Origin of the sequence: Phascolarctobacterium succinatutens CAG:287, assembly GCF_000434895.1 — a bacterium.
Classification (GTDB): Bacteria; Bacillota; Negativicutes; order Acidaminococcales; family Acidaminococcaceae; genus Phascolarctobacterium_A; species Phascolarctobacterium_A succinatutens_A.
Map to the genome: position 1 here is coordinate 14288 of NZ_FR892793.1, position 15590 is coordinate 29877.

Annotated in this window: 12 protein-coding genes; 10 read left to right on the forward strand and 2 right to left on the reverse strand. The window is 45.6% G+C overall.

All coding sequences use genetic code 11. The features are described from left to right. The first annotated feature begins 55 nt into the window (after positions 1–55). From BN587_RS05590 to BN587_RS05625, 8 genes are all read left to right on the forward strand, one after another. Positions 56–277, forward strand: coding sequence for a hypothetical protein (locus BN587_RS05590; RefSeq protein ID WP_021720161.1), 222 nt, complete (start codon positions 56–58; stop codon positions 275–277). Between the two features lie 165 nt (positions 278–442). Beyond that, positions 443–2365 carry a hypothetical protein gene (locus tag BN587_RS05595; protein ID WP_021720162.1) on the forward strand — a complete coding sequence of 641 codons (1923 nt, stop codon included), beginning with the start codon at positions 443–445 and terminating at the stop codon, positions 2363–2365. Continuing rightward, on the forward strand, positions 2349–3203 hold the full coding sequence (locus BN587_RS05600; RefSeq protein WP_021720163.1) for a hypothetical protein: 855 nt from the start codon (positions 2349–2351) through the stop codon (positions 3201–3203). Before BN587_RS05595 ends, BN587_RS05600 begins: the two co-directional genes overlap by 17 nt. A gap of 9 nt (positions 3204–3212) precedes the next feature. Continuing rightward, the gene (locus BN587_RS05605) at positions 3213–3971 is read left to right on the forward strand and encodes a DUF6339 family protein (protein ID WP_021720164.1); all 759 of its coding nucleotides are present in this window, start codon (positions 3213–3215) and stop codon (positions 3969–3971) included. A 382-nt stretch (positions 3972–4353) separates the two neighbouring features. Further along, positions 4354–6855 (forward strand): hybrid sensor histidine kinase/response regulator, encoded by a 2502-nt coding sequence (locus BN587_RS05610; protein ID WP_021720165.1) that lies wholly within the window; start codon positions 4354–4356, stop codon positions 6853–6855. A 22-nt stretch (positions 6856–6877) separates the two neighbouring features. Beyond that, entirely contained in the window at positions 6878–7243 is a 366-nt protein-coding gene (locus tag BN587_RS11405; RefSeq protein ID WP_021720166.1) for an Hpt domain-containing protein, read from the forward strand. Then, entirely contained in the window at positions 7240–7614 is a 375-nt protein-coding gene (gene crcB, locus BN587_RS05620) for a fluoride efflux transporter CrcB (RefSeq protein ID WP_021720167.1), read from the forward strand. The genes BN587_RS11405 and crcB overlap by 4 nt, the downstream gene beginning before the upstream one ends. Positions 7615–7705: 91 nt before the next feature. After that, positions 7706–9316 carry an AAA family ATPase gene (locus BN587_RS05625; RefSeq protein WP_021720168.1) on the forward strand — a complete coding sequence of 537 codons (1611 nt, stop codon included), beginning with the start codon at positions 7706–7708 and terminating at the stop codon, positions 9314–9316. Between the two features lie 85 nt (positions 9317–9401). Here BN587_RS05625 and BN587_RS05630 read toward each other — a convergent pair whose 3' ends face one another. Continuing rightward, entirely contained in the window at positions 9402–10271 is an 870-nt protein-coding gene (locus BN587_RS05630) for a DMT family transporter (RefSeq protein ID WP_021720169.1), read from the reverse strand. Continuing rightward, positions 10268–11071 carry a tRNA lysidine(34) synthetase gene (locus tag BN587_RS05635; protein ID WP_021720170.1) on the reverse strand — a complete coding sequence of 268 codons (804 nt, stop codon included), beginning with the start codon at positions 11069–11071 and terminating at the stop codon, positions 10268–10270. Before BN587_RS05635 ends, BN587_RS05630 begins: the two co-directional genes overlap by 4 nt. A 198-nt stretch (positions 11072–11269) precedes the next feature. On the opposite strand from BN587_RS05635, the gene pcrA reads away from it, so the two are divergent. After that, positions 11270–13495, forward strand: coding sequence for a DNA helicase PcrA (gene pcrA / locus BN587_RS05640; RefSeq protein ID WP_021720171.1), 2226 nt, complete (start codon positions 11270–11272; stop codon positions 13493–13495). Positions 13496–13531: 36 nt separating this feature from the next. Then, positions 13532–15571: an NAD-dependent DNA ligase LigA gene (ligA, locus tag BN587_RS05645; protein ID WP_021720172.1), complete on the forward strand. Its 2040-nt coding sequence runs from the start codon at positions 13532–13534 to the stop codon at positions 15569–15571. Positions 15572–15590: the final 19 nt, after the last annotated feature.

The window sequence follows — 15590 nt, forward strand, 5'->3', positions numbered from 1 at the left end:
GACATATATTCGAGAGGGATGTATAATTTAAGTATTAAAAGAAAGGATGATTATCATGGAAAAAAATGTAAAAAAAGAAAGATTCAATAAAATTGCTGTGAATAGAACAAATAAAATATTAGACACGTTGAGATTGCTTGGAAATTGTTCTAATACGGCGAGCTATGAGTATACAGAAGATGATGTGAAAAAAATTTTTAATGCAATTGAACAAGAGGTAAAATTACAGAAACAAAAATTTGGGAAATGCAATACTATTGGCAAGTTTGAACTTTAATTATAAAGTAGAGCAAAATAAACAAATAATCATTTACTATTTATAAATACTAAAACATAATGCCTATATATTTGAGTATATATGCATTATAAAATTTTGGGATTGCGATATTGAAAGAAAGGCAAGTATATATTTGGGTTTTCGAATATTATACAAGGTAAGATTATGTTGGCTAAATGGCATTCAATTCCTAACAATGATGGTTTAATTAAAGGTCCTAACGATTCTGGTATATGTACATTTTCTGGTTTTGCAATAAAATCATTAGTACGAGAAACTATCCAAAATGCATTAGATGCAGAAAAAATTGATGAAAATAAACCTACTGTTGTTGAATTTTGTGATTTTAGAATTCCTGTTGCAAAGTTTCCGGGAATCGAAGAGTTCAAAGTAATTATTGATAAATGTCTGGAAAATAAAGAAGATAATGATATACAGGATATATTTGGAAATGCAAAAAGATGCTTAGGAAACGATATTCGTGTTTTAAGGATTAGTGACTTTAATACGTGTGGATTAATAGGCGCTGATGATGGGCATAAAGGCAGCAAATGGAGTAGATTAGTAAAAGAGTTAGGTACTGCTAATAATAATCAGGGATCTCAAGGCAGTTTTGGCATAGGCAAAGCAGCACCTTTTGTGTGTTCTGAATTACGTACGGTATTTTACTCTTCACTAGATAAAAATGGTATTAAGTCTAATATTGGTGTAGGCAGATTAGTTTCTTTTAAAGAATCTGATGGTGAATTAACTACTGGCGATATTTTTTGGAGTGATAGTAACAAAAAAACAGCGATTATGAAATTAGCAGATATAGATGATAATTTCATTCGCAATTCATGTGGAACAGATATATACGTAATGGGAATGCGAGAAGAGTCAGATTTGGGATTCGAAATAAAAAGAGCTGTTTTAGAAAATTTTTTGGTTTCAATTTGGTCAGATAAGTTAGAGGTTAATATATGTGGAGAGAAAATAAATAAGCAGAATCTTGGAAGCCATATCGAATTCATTTACAATAAAATAAAAAATTCCAATTACAATAAAATAGATGAAGAAAAAATAGAAGATCTGAATAATTATTACATATTATTAGAAAATGAGAGTGGAAATTGCCATACTATATCAATCAAGGCTGAAGATTATGGATCAGAATTTGGATTTGCTGATGATGAAGCAGTTTTACTTATTATGGAAGCAGAAAATTTAAATCGGCGTATACTTATGACTAGAGGAGCTGGCATGAAACTTTTTGAGCAGAAAAACATTAACGGCTCTGCTTCGTTTACGGGTATTTTGTTAATGACTGATCCTAATATGAATAGAGAATTTCGAAAAATGGAAGTTGCTTCTCATGATAAATGGATTCCAGACTCATGCAAAAATCCAAAGGATAGAAATCGTCTAAATAAAATGTATGTTGATTTGCGTAAATATTTGAGAGGACAAGTTAATAGCATTTTAGAGAAATCTATATCTGAAATAAATGATGCTTATGGTGTAAGTGCATTTTTACCTTCTGATAACACTAATGATTTAGACGGAAAACAGTTGGAGGAAAAAATTATTGGATTAGTGAAAGTTAGTGGTGAGAAGCATAACAAATCGACAAAAACAAAAGTTAGGAATAAAAAAGAAAAAGAGCAGATGGAGTTTGTGGATGGTGAACAAGGAAACGGAATAAATGTTTCAACTACTAGAGGTAGCGGAAAACATGGTCATACTAAGGGTACAAAACTACCGAGAATTCCAGGGGAAATGGAGATAGGATTTAGAGAAGAAGAAACTCATGTGAATCAAAGAGTAGTTTGCATCAATTCGGCACAGGGAATATATATGTATATTTTTACAGCACCAAGCAATAAAAAAGAAAAACTTGAGTTCTTTGTAAATGGAGAACAGTATGATGCCAAGTTATCTATACTTGAAATAGAAGCTATAGATGATACAACTAAAATTATTTGTGGAGAAGAGAATAAAGTAATACTGTCTGGTGTTAGGAAAAATATGATAGTAAAATTAAGATTCAAAATACCTTTTGAGCGATATTGCAAATGGGAGGTAAAACATTATGAGGCTAAAAAATAGTTTATATCCTTATCCTGTATTGGCTGATGGAAGGGATGATTATAATAAGAATTCAAAATTTAGCAGCGAAATCCATGGTAAAGTTGAATTTAATAATGTTGTAATTAGTGCTAAGTTTAATCTTAATGATGATGGATTACTGAATTTGATAAGAGAGGGGTTCGCGGCATTTGCGTTACATATTGAATGTTCAAAGACTGCTTATAGAAGAAAATTTTATACAAGAAAATTTGAATATAAAGTCAGTATTCCTGTTGATGATATAACAGATGAAATTGAAGTTTTAGGTGTTGTTGTTGCATTAAAAAGAATAGATGATTACGATAATCCTAACTTTAATATAGCTTACCAAGGTATAAAAGTTAATATTGAAAAAGCAAATATCTTAGCAGATTCAGGCCAAACCATTCTTACGCTAAACGATGCAGTTGATTATTGTAATCAAGAATCTATATTTAAAGTGAAAAAAATACATGATGAAAAAGATTGGATTGACTTAAATTTTTCTCAGGATGAATATGTTTTGATTTGCATCAATGAGAGTGAATACAATACATATATGAAGTTAGCAAAAGGTGTATTGAAAAATACAATAATGACGATGGTTATGTTGCCTGTAATGATAACGGTTTTAAATGTAATGGAAAAAGAAAAAGATGAACACGAGGGTAAAAAATGGTATAAAGTTATTTCAGATAAATTAGAAAGCAATGATATATACCTAGATAATATCAATCAAACAGGAGATAAATCCATATTTGTTATAGCACAACGAATATTTCAGAACCCTTTAAAAAAGGCCTTTTCTGAAATAGAGATGTTTCCAGGTGAGGAATGAGGTGAAAAAATGGAGTTGAAATTTTTAACTCGAGAAAGTATTACTGAAATGAAAGCTGATGATGAAAAATTTATTCCAATGCTGATTTCGGAAAATCGAGATGATATAACATCATATTTGGTTAATAATAATCATATAAAAAATACTGGTGTTTCTGTTGATGATTTTACTTTGACTGAGGAAGAAGATTTTTCTGTTAGTGATTTGAGTAATACTATCTTACTTTATTCCAAAATGAAAAATATTCCGATGCGTCTTGCTGCTGATGAACGTTTATGGGCTTGGCTGACTGTAGAGAAATTTTGGGATTATATTTATTATAGACGTAAAGGGGATTGGAGAAACCCTAAAGATAATAGAGCTTATTATCAATCGTTTTTTTATACTTATGGTCCTAGCAGATCTCAAGTTCTTAATACTGTTTCCAGGTTATGGTGGGCAGGATATTATACATATGATGAAAATAGAGCAGATAAATATGAACTAACAAAATTCTATTTAAAAAATGCTTTTGCATCTAATATTTTATTATTGCAGTCAAGCAAAGCTACTGCTAACAAAGATGTCAGATTAGGGGTGTTAGATGGGTTGAAAGAATGGTTGGAAGTAAATGATTTAAAATTTAAAAGAAAATATTTTGTGGAACCTGTAAAGTATTTGAATATTATTGGAGGTGTAGCCTTATTAGATTTCTATAATAGGCAGGATATCCATGATATAACTTTAGATTGTCTGAGAAAAAAATTTGAAAATAATGTGGTACACTAATATAGTATGGAAGTTATGAAAAAATCATAATTACACATTAAGATGAGATCAGCTGTCTGCAGAGGTAATAACATCTTTCACATGCAGCTTTTCTCTTTTTTGTGCAGGTAATTTCGTATATGAAAATAACTCTTTCTTCACTAACAAAATCAGAAGCCTAACCTCCTTCATCGTTACCTAATGCAATATTTTAGTCAACAATAGTAACACGACAAGCATATATATACATAAATACCTATTCAGCCGCCTGCAGAGGAAACTCCTATATCCGCAGGCGGCTTTTTGACGTGTGCACTTGTAGAGATGTGCCTGGTGTTATATAATAAAATATGTATACATGAAATATGCACTTGTTTGTTGACAGTGGCTCAATGGAGGGCTTATGGACTTTAAATTTTTTAGGAACAGAATAAAGGTATCTCTATACAGCATAGGCATCTTCGCCTTCTTCCTGCTTGTTTCCCTGTTGAGCCTGTATATTGTGCGCGAAAAAATATTGGATAATTCGCATATTATGGGACAGCAGCTGGCAGCCCGCTTTGCCACAAGGGAAACAGGACGCATAAAAGCTCAGGAAATGCTGCTGCGCAGTGCCGCACAGAACCTTGCACATATGCTGGAAATGAAGCCAGATATGACGGATGCAGAGCTGGAGGAGGCGCTGACGCATTTTACCGATTATATGGAAAAAAATGCTGATGTGGGCCGCTTTGATATGTGCGCTGTAGTACATGGGCATCTTATAGGCAAGCGATTGGAGGGACAGCCGACAGATGTTGCTTCGCTGAAATGGTATCAGGCAGCGCTGAGCAATCAAAGCGGCGTAGCCTATACTAATTTATATCAATACGGCAAGAATAATGAGCGCCTGCTGACGATGGCCGTGCGCTTTAGCGATAACAATGTGCTGGCGATGAATCTTTATCCGGAGCGTCTGAATGGCCTTTTGAGTGACAATAAGCTGCCGAAGGACAGCTATTACTACCTTTGCGATCCGTCCGGTAATATTATGTTTACCATTAATGACCGCAATCTGTCGATAGAAGAAGAGCAGCCTTATGTAGATAAAATTTTTAAGGAAATCCGCAATTCCGGCAGTGATGTATCTTATATCACCGACTACGATGGCAATAAGCGCGGTGTTTACTACAAAGTTTCGGAAAAGGGCTGGATATCTATCGTAACAATTCCTTATGATTTCCTGATGGGTGATTATAAGGATTTGATGCAGTGGTTCAGCCTGACGCTGGCTATTTTCCTGCTGCTGGCTGCCGGTTTGGCACTGCGCGAGCATGTGCTGAACAGGGAGCTGCAGAGCATTAACGAGGTTATCCGCGTTATGAGCAAATCATTCCTGGCTGTGTTCAGAGTTAATTATATTACAGGACGCTATTATATGCTGAAAAGTACTCCGCCGGGACCGCAGGAGCCTGAGGGCGATTATGATGAGCTGCTGCAGGAGCTGATAAAGAATGTGGAGCCGGAGGCTACCGAAGAATTTGCGACCAGCTTTGCGCGTGAGCATATCAAGGACCTGGTGGAGCGTCATATCAATGACTTCGGCGGTGAGTTCCGCTATCGCTTCGGCAAGGAATACAGATGGCTGAATGTCCGCCTGATGCGCGATGATTTGCTGAATGAGGACGAAGCAGTTTTCTTCTTCCGTGAGGTAGAAGCTGAAAAACAGAAGGAGCTGGAGCATCTGCAGCTGACGGAGCAGGCGCTGCAGGTAGCACGTGAAAATGCCAAATCTCGAAATATGTTCTTTTCGGCACTGTCGCATGATATGCGTGCGCCGCTTAACGGCATTATCGGCATGGCGGAGCTGGCAGAGCTGCACAAGGATGACTGCGTGCAGGTGAAGGAATATATCCGCAAAATACGTGCCGCCGGCCAGCAGCTGCTGACCTTGATTAACGATATCCTGGAAATGGCACGCCTGGACAACGGCAAGGTGGAGCATGTGCAGGAAACCTTTATGATTGCCAAGGTAGCGCAGGATACCAGCGATATTTTTGCGGCGCAGGCCGAGCTGGAGCAAAAGTTTTTTGATTCTCAGATTATGCTGCAAGAAGACGAAATGGTGAGCGGCGATTTGCAGGGCTTGCAGCAGATTCTGAATAATATTTTGTCGAATGCGCTTAAATATACTAAGGCACACGGCAAAATCAGCTTTCTGGCGCGTCGTGAGCCAGGGAACGAGCGCAACCGCGTGCATTATACCTTTGTCATTAAGGATACCGGCTGCGGTATGTCAGCCAAATTCCTGGAGAAGATTTATAAGCCGTTTGAACGCGACAGCCGTTTCGGTGTGCCGCGCGTTACCGGCACAGGTCTGGGCATGACGATTGTCAAAAGCCTGGTGGAGCGTATGGATGGCAGCATTCACATCAGCAGTCGTGTTGATGAAGGCACCTGCGTAATTATTTCTTTGCCGTTCAACATTGTAAAAAAGGTAGAAAGCAAGCCTCAGGATAGCATGCCGAAGCTGGAGGATTTTGCCGGCTGCAGAATTCTGGTAGCAGAGGACAACAGTATCAACATGGAGATAATCAGCGAGCTGCTGACGATGAATGGCCTGGAGGTTGTGCCTGCCTGCGACGGCAAGGTCGCTGTGGAGCTGTTTGAGGCTTCGGACGAGGGCAGCATCAGCATGGTGCTGATGGATATGCAGATGCCGGAAATGGACGGCTGCGAGGCAGCCAAGGCCATCAGAGCGCTGCAACGTGATGACGCGCACACAGTGCCGATTCTGGCACTGACCGGCAACAGCGGCAGCAGTGATGTGGAACGGGCGAAGGCTGCAGGTATGAACGATTTTATGGTGAAGCCCGTACAGATGAAGCTGCTGGCGCAGATGATGAGTGCGTACCTGCAGCATTAAAAGCAGAAGGGGGTGCGATGCTGTGCGTTTACAGGAAATATCACAGTATGTGGCGATTGATATCAAGGAAGCGCTGGAAGAGCGCTTTATGGAAAGTGAAGAGATGTATGTGCGCTTTTTGCGCAAGCTGCTGACAACAGATGATTACAGACTGCTGGAGGAGGCTGCTGCTGCAGAAAATTGGCAGGAGGTGCTGCGCTATGCGCACAACCTGAAGGGTGTGTGCGCAACGCTGGGGCTGACCGGCCTGCAGGCGCAGTTTGCCGATATTGTGAGCCTGCTGCGCAGCGAGGAATATACCGTGGCGCAGCTGCAGGAAAAGCTGGCAGCAGTGAAGATTGACTGGCAGCGCACGCTGCAATATATTGAGCAGCTGGAGAGCGCATGAAGGAGATACTGAGCGTAGCAGTCGGCGGTGCTCTGGGTGCAGTGTGCCGTTATCTGCTGGGTAATTTTATCAGCAGGATGAGCGGCAGCGCCCTTCCCTGGGGAACCTTTGCCATTAATATTATAGGCTGCTTTTGCATGGGACTTTTGATGACGCTGATTGTGGAGCGCGGTCTGCTGCCTTCGGTTTGGCGCCTGTTCTTGTGCGTAGGTTTACTGGGCGGCTTCACTACCTTTTCCTCGTTTGGCTATGAAAGCCTGATGCTGCTGACGGAAGGCAATATAGCCGCGGCGGCAGCGTACAGCGGCGGCAGCCTGCTTTTGGGACTTTTGGCTGCGGGGGCAGGCGTGCTGGCGGGTAAAGGGGTATGATGCTGACGCTGTAAGGAATAAACAACACTTGTGAAAATGTATGTTATAATCAGTGATATAGACTATGCGCAAAAGCAAGGGGGAGAATCATATGGGATTATTGTTAAATACTCTCTCTCCGGCAGTGTTATACGAGGAGATGGCTAAAAGTACATATTTTGTTGATAAAACAGCCTTTATAGGCCAAATGCTGCAGCGTATAGGCACCAATGGCAAGTATGTGTGCATCACACGTCCGCGCCGTTTTGGCAAAACTGTTATGGCTAATATGCTGGGAGCATTTTTGACTAAAAGTGCCGCTACGGCAAAGCTTTTTGCACAGTTGAATATAGGCCGTGATGCCGAGGCTATGCAGCATATTAATCAATATAATGTTATTTATATTGATTTCAGCAGAATCAGCAGCAATGATTACCAAAGCTATATAGATAATATTGCCGATGCCTTGAAGAACGATCTGCATAAGGCGTATCCCGATGTTGATTATCGTGCGGCAGGCGGCGTAGCTGAGGATTTGGAAAGAATTACTGCAGCGACGGGCGAAAGGTTTATTTTCATTTTTGACGAATGGGATGCAATCTTTCATGCTGCCTTTATTTCCGAAGATGACAGGAAAAAATATCTGCTGTTCTTAAAGGATTTGCTTAAGGACAGAGTCTATGTCCAACTGGCGTATATGACGGGCGTACTGCCGATATCAAAATATACCAGCGGTTCGGAATTAAATACCTTTGCGGAATATAATATGGCTACTATGTCATTATATAGTGATGTTTTTGGCTTTAATGATGCGGAAGTAGATGCGCTGTTTGCCAAGTATCAGGCTTTGACGGCTCAACCGCAGGTTACACGTGAAGGCTTAAAAATATGGTATGACGGCTATCACACTGCTGCCGGTAATTTACTGTATAATCCGCGCTCAGTTGTTATGGCTTTGCAGAATAACCAGCTTTATAATTATTGGACCAGCTCCGGACCCTATGACGAATTATTTTACTATATCCGTAACAATGTGACGGCGGTGCGTGATGATTTGGCGCTGATGGCTGCAGGCGAACGGATACCCTTGAAAATCCAGGAATATGCGGCTATGCTGCTGGAGCTTAATACAAAGCAACAGATTTTTTCGGCGATGGTTGTTTATGGCCTGCTGACATATGAAAACGGCAAAGTGTTCATCCCTAACAAAGAATTGATGGATAAATTTAATGAGCTGCTTTTGAATAAGGATTCCTTGGGCTACGTACATCAGCTGGCGGTAAAATCGGAAGGGATGCTGCAGGCTACGCTGAAAGGCGATACCGCTACAATGAGCAGGATTCTGGAATTTGCGCACAATACGGAAACACCGCTGTTGGCATATAACAATGAAACCGAACTGGCTGCCATTGTTAATCTCATATATCTGGCAGCACTTGACAGATATAATGTTCAGAGGGAGGATAAGGATGGGACAGGCTATGTTGACTTTATCTTCTATCCATATCAGGAAAACGATGATTGCCTTATATTGGAGCTGAAGGTGGACCATACGCCTGAGGAAGCGATTGAGCAGATTAAACGCAGGCAGTATGCACTTAAGTTTGCCGGAACTCTGGGAGATGGCAGCAAGCGTTATAAAGGACGGATTTTGGCTGTCGGTATAGGCTATTCCAAGAAAACAAAGCAGCACCGCTGTAAGGTAGAGGTGCTGCAGAAATAGTTGGCTGTATAAAACAAAAAGCAATTTGTAACTGCGATTTGGCAGAGGCAAATTGCTTTTTATTTTTTATATTGTTAGTGTTTTCCTACGCTCTCCTGATGTTCAACACCGCAATCGCCGCAAATATCAGTCCCATGCCGATGATTTTCACCGGCGTCAGTGCTTCCGCAAAGAAAATAACACCGACGGCGGCAGCCACAAAGGGCTCAATCGTCGCCAGGATGGAGGCCTGTCCTGCTTCAATCTGCTCCAGTCCCTTGGTGTATAGCAGATAAGGAAGCACGGCGCAGAGCAGGCCCAGTCCTAAAACGCTGCCTATGGACTGCAGGTCAATGGCTGCAAGACGCTGATAATCAAAATCTGCGAGCGGCCATGAAGCTGCGAGTGCCAGATAAAAGGTGTAGGCGGTGATGGTGAGTGATGAATATTTGCGCACGGCGTACTTGCCGAAGATGCTGTACAGCGCGTAGCCGAAGCCGCTGCCTAAACCATAGAGAAGGCCGCTGAGCGTGAGCGTCACACTGCTGCCGAAGACGCCGGTTACACAGGCGCAGCCGCTGAAGGTGAGCAGCAGGGCGAGCGCCTTGGTGCGTGTAAAGGCTTCGCCGAAGCACAGCAGTGACATAAGCATAACAAAGACAGGCGCGGTGTAAAGCAGTAGCGCTGCCACTGCCAAGCTTGTCTGCTGCATGGCGTTGAAGTAGCAATAATTGAAGAACACCAGGCTGCAGATGCCGGTGCCTACGAAGAGCCAGAGGTCACGCAGTCTGATGCGCAGGGCGGCACGCCCTGAGCGCAGCAGCGGCAGCGTGACGCAGATTGCCGCTGCCAGCGAACGCAGGGCAACTATTTGCATGGAGCTGAAGCCTTGTGCTGCCAGCGTTCTGACGAAGAGACCGATTAAACCCCAGCAGACAGCAGCGGCTATGATGTAAAAATAGGCCTTTGTTTTCATTGCTCAGCCTGCTTTTTGCCACGTCCCCAGAAGGTGTGGAATTTTTGCAGCAGCTCCTTGCCGGGTTTGGGCGGCCACAGCTCCTGCCTGTCGCTGTCACGCATGGCTGCCGCCAGATGCTCGTAGATTTCCGGATACTGCGCGTTGAGCGCGGCGATATGCTCCTTGATGTCCTGACGCATGGTGTGGCCGTCATAAGGACAAGGATTTTTTATAGGCTTCAGGTTCAGCTTTGCTACCAGCTCGCGTATTTCCTGCTCGCGGTAGTAGAGCAGCGGGCGCAATACCGTGATGCCGGAGCGCGACAGCGGTGTTACGGGCAAGAAGGTGCGCAGCTGGCCGCTGGTTACAAGATTCATAAAGAAGGTTTCTACGGCATCGTCATTGTGGTGCGCTAACGCTACCTTGTTGAAGCCAAGCTCCTGTGCGCGGCGGTTGGTGGCGGCGCGGCGGAAGTAGGCGCAGGTGAAGCAGGGGCTGCCGCCCTTTTTTTCATGCGCTGCCATTACGTCAACATCATCGCTGTAGTGTGTAAGGCCGAACTGCGCACAGAAGGCCTCCAGCTCCGCCTTGGGAAAGTTGGGTGCAAACATGCCGTTGACAGTGTAGCAGGCAAGGTCGAAGGGAATAGGCGAATATTTTTTGATTTCCGCCAGCATGGCTGTCAGAAGCATGCTGTCCTTGCCGCCGCTGAGGCCGACGAGGATGCGGTCGCCGGGCTGGAGCATGTCGAATTCTATAATAGCCCGCCACAGCTTGCTTAAATCCTTGGCGGGAACGAAGGTGCTTTTTTTGCTCATTTTTATAATCTCCTTTTGCATTACATAGACTTATTTTAACACAATGCAGCTGCTTTTCCTAGCATCTCTCTAGGCAAAAGCGGCTGCTTTTCTTCTGCTAAGAGTTGCGTTTTGTGATATAATATTTAAGTCAAAAATATTTTTACCAAAGCAGAGGATGCAGGTGCATCTGTGAAATATGATGGAGGCTAACGACTGATGACCGATACAATGCAAGGACTCAATAAACAGCAGCTTGATGCAGTACAGACTATCAACGGACCGATGCTGATTCTGGCAGGCGCAGGCAGCGGTAAGACCAAGGTGCTTACCTGCCGCATTGCCCACCTGCTGCAGCAGGGCGTGCGTCCCTATCGCATTTTAGCGATTACCTTTACTAATAAAGCCGCCGCGGAAATGCGCGAGCGTGTAGACCGTATGGCAGGCGCTGCTGCCAGAGATGTGTGGCTGTTTACCTTCCATGCCTTCTGTGCCCGCCTTTTGCGCTATGAGCTGGAAAATCTCAACGGCTATGCCAATAATTTTGCTATTTACGATACGAGTGACAGCAAAAACCTGATTAAGCAGGTGCTGAAGGAAATGAATCTGGATGAAAAGCGTTTCCCGTTGCCGGCGATTATCAGCCATATCAGCAACGCGAAAAATGCTTTACTGTTGCCTGATGCCTACGCTCGTGAGGCCTCCGGCTATTATGAGCAGCAGGTGGCAAAAATTTATGATGCTTATCAGAAAAAGCTGCAGGCCAACAACGCCGTAGACTTTGATGATTTGCTGCTGCTGGCGCTGCGTCTGCTGCAGGAAAATCCTGCGGTAAGAGAAAAATACCAGCGCAAGTTTGATTATTTGATGGTTGACGAATATCAGGATACTAACCATGCGCAGTACCTGCTGACGAAGCTGTTGGCTGCAGGCCACAGAAACATCTGCGTTGTAGGCGATGCTGACCAGAGCATTTACGGCTGGCGCGGTGCCGACATCCAGAATATCCTTGATTTTGAAAAGGATTACCCCGATGCCAAGCTGGTAAAGCTGGAGCAGAACTATCGCAGCACGCAGGTTATTCTGGATGCCGCCAATGCCGTTATCGACAATAACAGCGGACGCAAACCGAAAAATTTGTGGACTGCCAACGGCAATGGTTCGGAAATTGTTTACTATCAGGCGAATGATGAAAGAGATGAAGCACGCTATGTGATTGAAAATATGCAGAAGCTGCAGCTCAACGAAAGCGCCAAGCTGGGCGATATGGCAGTGCTGTACCGCACCAATGCGCAGTCGCGTGTATTCGAGGAAATGCTGATTAAAAGCGGTATCGCCTATACGATGGTCGGTGGTACGAAGTTCTACGAGCGCAAGGAAATCAAGGATGCGCTGGCTTATCTGCGTCTGATTTTCAACCCCAGTGACAGCTTGAGCCTGCTGCGTATTATCAACGTCCCGCGCCGCGGTATCGGTGATGCTACGCTGGCACGTCTGCAGGAGCATGCTAATGCTACTGGCCAGACGCTGTTTGAGGTAGTGACTAATGCAGCGGATGTTCCGGGACTTGCCAGCCGTTTTGCCGGTAAGCTGGACGAGCTGAGCGAGCTGCTTTTTGAGCTGATGGGCGAGGCCGCTGATGTGCCGGTAAAACAGCTTCTAGATGATGTGCTGCTGAAAACCGGTTATCTGGAGGAGCTGCAAAGCAGCAAGGATCCGCAGGATGAAAGCCGTGTGGAGAACCTGAAGGAAATGCTGAGCGTAACCGAGGACTTTGCTGTCAAATGCGAGCGCAACGGCGAAGAACCGACGCTGGAAAACTTCCTGGCCGACGTAGCGCTGGTTGCCGATATTGATGATGCTGAGCTGGGTGAGGATGCAGTTACACTGATGACGCTGCATTCTGCCAAGGGCCTGGAATTCCCCAATGTCTTTTTGGTAGGTATGGAGGAGGGTATCTTCCCGCATTCCCGCACATTGATGAACGATGATGAGATTGAAGAGGAACGCCGCCTGTGCTATGTAGGCATTACGCGTGCGGAAAAGCATTTGTTCCTGAGCAACGCCAGAACACGCACTATCTACGGCCGCACGCAGTATTATACACCGTCCCGCTTTCTGCAGGAGGTGCCGCGTAATCTGGTGCATGTGATTAAACGTCAGTCACCGCAGCGTCCGGTGATGACGCAGCAGGTGCATAAGACGAGTGCAAAAGAGGCTGCTAACTGGTTTGAGCAGCACAAGGCCAGCTTCTTCCCGAAGGAAAGCAGTGCGGCGGTCGGCTGCAGCTTCCGTGTCGGTGATAAGGTTATGCATAAAAAGTGGGGCGTAGGCACGATTGTTACTGCCAAGGCTGCCGATGATGGCCAGGAGGTTACAGTTGCTTTTGCCGGCGGTGGTATCCGCAGCCTGCTGACGAAGTATGCTAAGCTGGAAAAGCTGTAAGCCGTTTTTCAGATAAAAATCTTGGAGGATAAAGCAATGGCAGAAATGGAATTATTTGCTGATGAGCGTGCGGCGGATTTGGCCGAGGCCGAAAAGCTGCGCCGCGAAATCCGTCATAACGAGTATTTATATTATGTATTAGATGCGCCGGAAATTACGGACGCTGAATATGACCGCATGATGGTGCGCCTGCGTGAGCTGGAGGCGCGCTATCCCGACAGCATTCCGGCCGATTCGCCTACGCAGCGTGTCGGCGGCCGTGCATCCTCACAGTTTACCGAGGTGCGCCATCTTGAGCCGCTGCTGAGCCTGGGCAATGTGTTTTCCGCCGAGGAGCTGCGTGCCTTTGATGAACGCGTTCGCAGCGGTCTGCCTGTAGGCAGCAAGGTGGAATACGTTATGGAGCCGAAGATCGACGGCCTGGCCTGCAGCCTGATTTACGAAAACGGTAAGCTGGTTCGCGCTGCTACCCGCGGTGATGGAGTGGTAGGCGAAAATGTTACGGCTAACGTGCGCACAATCCGTAGCATTCCGCTGACGCTGAAGGTGCCGGAGGGCGAAGCAGTGCCGGAGCTTCTTGACGTGCGCGGTGAGGTTTATATGCCAAGGCAGGCGTTTATGCGTTTGAACGAGCAGCGCGCTGAGCGCGGCGAGAGCGAGTTTGCCAATCCGCGTAATGCGGCGGCAGGCAGCCTGCGTCAGCTGGACCCGCAGGTAACGGCAAGCCGCAGCCTGAGCTTTTTTGCCTATTATCTGGTAGGCGAGGGCGCACAGCCTAAGCACAGCGAATCGCTGGCCTTGCTGGCACGCTATGGCTTCAAAGTCAGTGAAAATTACAAGGTTGTCGAAAATATCGACGAGGCAATTAAATATATCGGCGATTTCAACGAGCTGCGCCAAGGACTTGCCTATGATACCGACGGCGCTGTTATTAAGGTCAACGATGTTTACCAGCAGCGTATTCTGGGCGCGACTGGCAAGGATCCGCGTTGGGCAACGGCCTACAAATATCCGCCGGAGCAGGCGGAAACTACGCTGGAGGATATTGACTGGCGTGTAGGGCGCACAGGCGTACTGACGCCGACGGCAGTGCTGACACCGGTAAAATTAAGCGGCAGCGTTATCAGCCGTGCTACCTTGCATAATGAGGACTTTATCCGTGCCAAGGATATCCGCCTCGGTGACAGGGTTGTTATCAACAAGGCCGGTGAAATTATCCCTGAGGTACTGCGTGTAGTTGTTGAAAAGCGCACCGGTGACGAAAAAGAGGTGGAAATTCCCGGCGTATGCCCGGAATGCGGCTGGCGTGTAGAGCGTCAGGGCGAGGAGGCAGCTATCCGCTGCACCAATCCGCATTGTCCTGCGCTCGGACGCGAGGGCCTCATTCACTTTGTCAGCCGTGATGCGATGAATATCGACGGCTGCGGTCCTTCCGTTATCAATGCACTGCTTGATGCAGGTCTGGTGCGCGATGCTGCGGATTTGTACAGCCTGCGCAAGGAGGATTTGCTGAAGCTGGAGCGTATGGGCGAAAAGTCGGCGGATAATCTGCTGACGGCGCTTGCTGAAAGCAAGAAGAACGAGCTGGACAAGCTGCTCTTTGCTTTGGGTATCCGTCATGTTGGCGCCAAGGTGGCGCGGATTCTGGCAACGGAATTCGGCAGCATGGAAAAGCTGCAGCAGGCACAGCCGGAGGAGCTGGCGCAGATTCGTGATATCGGTGATAAAATTGCGGAAAGCGCCGTTACTTGGCTGAACGTACCGGCGAATATCGACCTGGTGGAGCGCCTGGCGGCAGCAGGACTGACGATGACGTTTACGCCGCCTGCCAGTCAGGAGGATAACCCCTTCTTCGGCAAAACGCTTGTCTTTACGGGCACAATGCCTACGCTGGGACGCGCCGAGGCCAAGACGATGGCGCAGGATGTGGGTGCGAAGGTCAGCGGCAGCGTCAGCAAAAAGACGGATTACGTCATTGCCGGTGCGGAGGCCGGCAGTAAGCTGGAAAAGGCACAGCAATTAGGCGTAACGGTTATTGATGAAGCAGAGTTCTTACGTCTGCTTAAAGGTGAATAAGGCATAAAAATAGCGTGGC

What these genes read in the sequence shown, in the direction of transcription:
- BN587_RS05590 (WP_021720161.1), top strand. Translation starts at nt 56, where the DNA reads ATGGAAAAAAATGTAAAAAAAGAAAGATTCAATAAAATTGCTGTGAAT.
- BN587_RS05595 (WP_021720162.1), top strand. Translation starts at nt 443, where the DNA reads ATGTTGGCTAAATGGCATTCAATTCCTAACAATGATGGTTTAATTAAA.
- BN587_RS05600 (WP_021720163.1), top strand. Translation starts at nt 2,349, where the DNA reads ATGAGGCTAAAAAATAGTTTATATCCTTATCCTGTATTGGCTGATGGA.
- BN587_RS05605 (WP_021720164.1), top strand. Translation starts at nt 3,213, where the DNA reads ATGGAGTTGAAATTTTTAACTCGAGAAAGTATTACTGAAATGAAAGCT.
- BN587_RS05610 (WP_021720165.1), top strand. Translation starts at nt 4,354, where the DNA reads ATGGACTTTAAATTTTTTAGGAACAGAATAAAGGTATCTCTATACAGC.
- crcB (WP_021720167.1), top strand. Translation starts at nt 7,240, where the DNA reads ATGAAGGAGATACTGAGCGTAGCAGTCGGCGGTGCTCTGGGTGCAGTG.
- BN587_RS05625 (WP_021720168.1), top strand. Translation starts at nt 7,706, where the DNA reads ATGGGATTATTGTTAAATACTCTCTCTCCGGCAGTGTTATACGAGGAG.
- BN587_RS05630 (WP_021720169.1), bottom strand. Translation starts at nt 10,271, where the DNA reads ATGAAAACAAAGGCCTATTTTTACATCATAGCCGCTGCTGTCTGCTGG.
- BN587_RS05635 (WP_021720170.1), bottom strand. Translation starts at nt 11,071, where the DNA reads ATGAGCAAAAAAAGCACCTTCGTTCCCGCCAAGGATTTAAGCAAGCTG.
- pcrA (WP_021720171.1), top strand. Translation starts at nt 11,270, where the DNA reads ATGACCGATACAATGCAAGGACTCAATAAACAGCAGCTTGATGCAGTA.
- ligA (WP_021720172.1), top strand. Translation starts at nt 13,532, where the DNA reads ATGGCAGAAATGGAATTATTTGCTGATGAGCGTGCGGCGGATTTGGCC.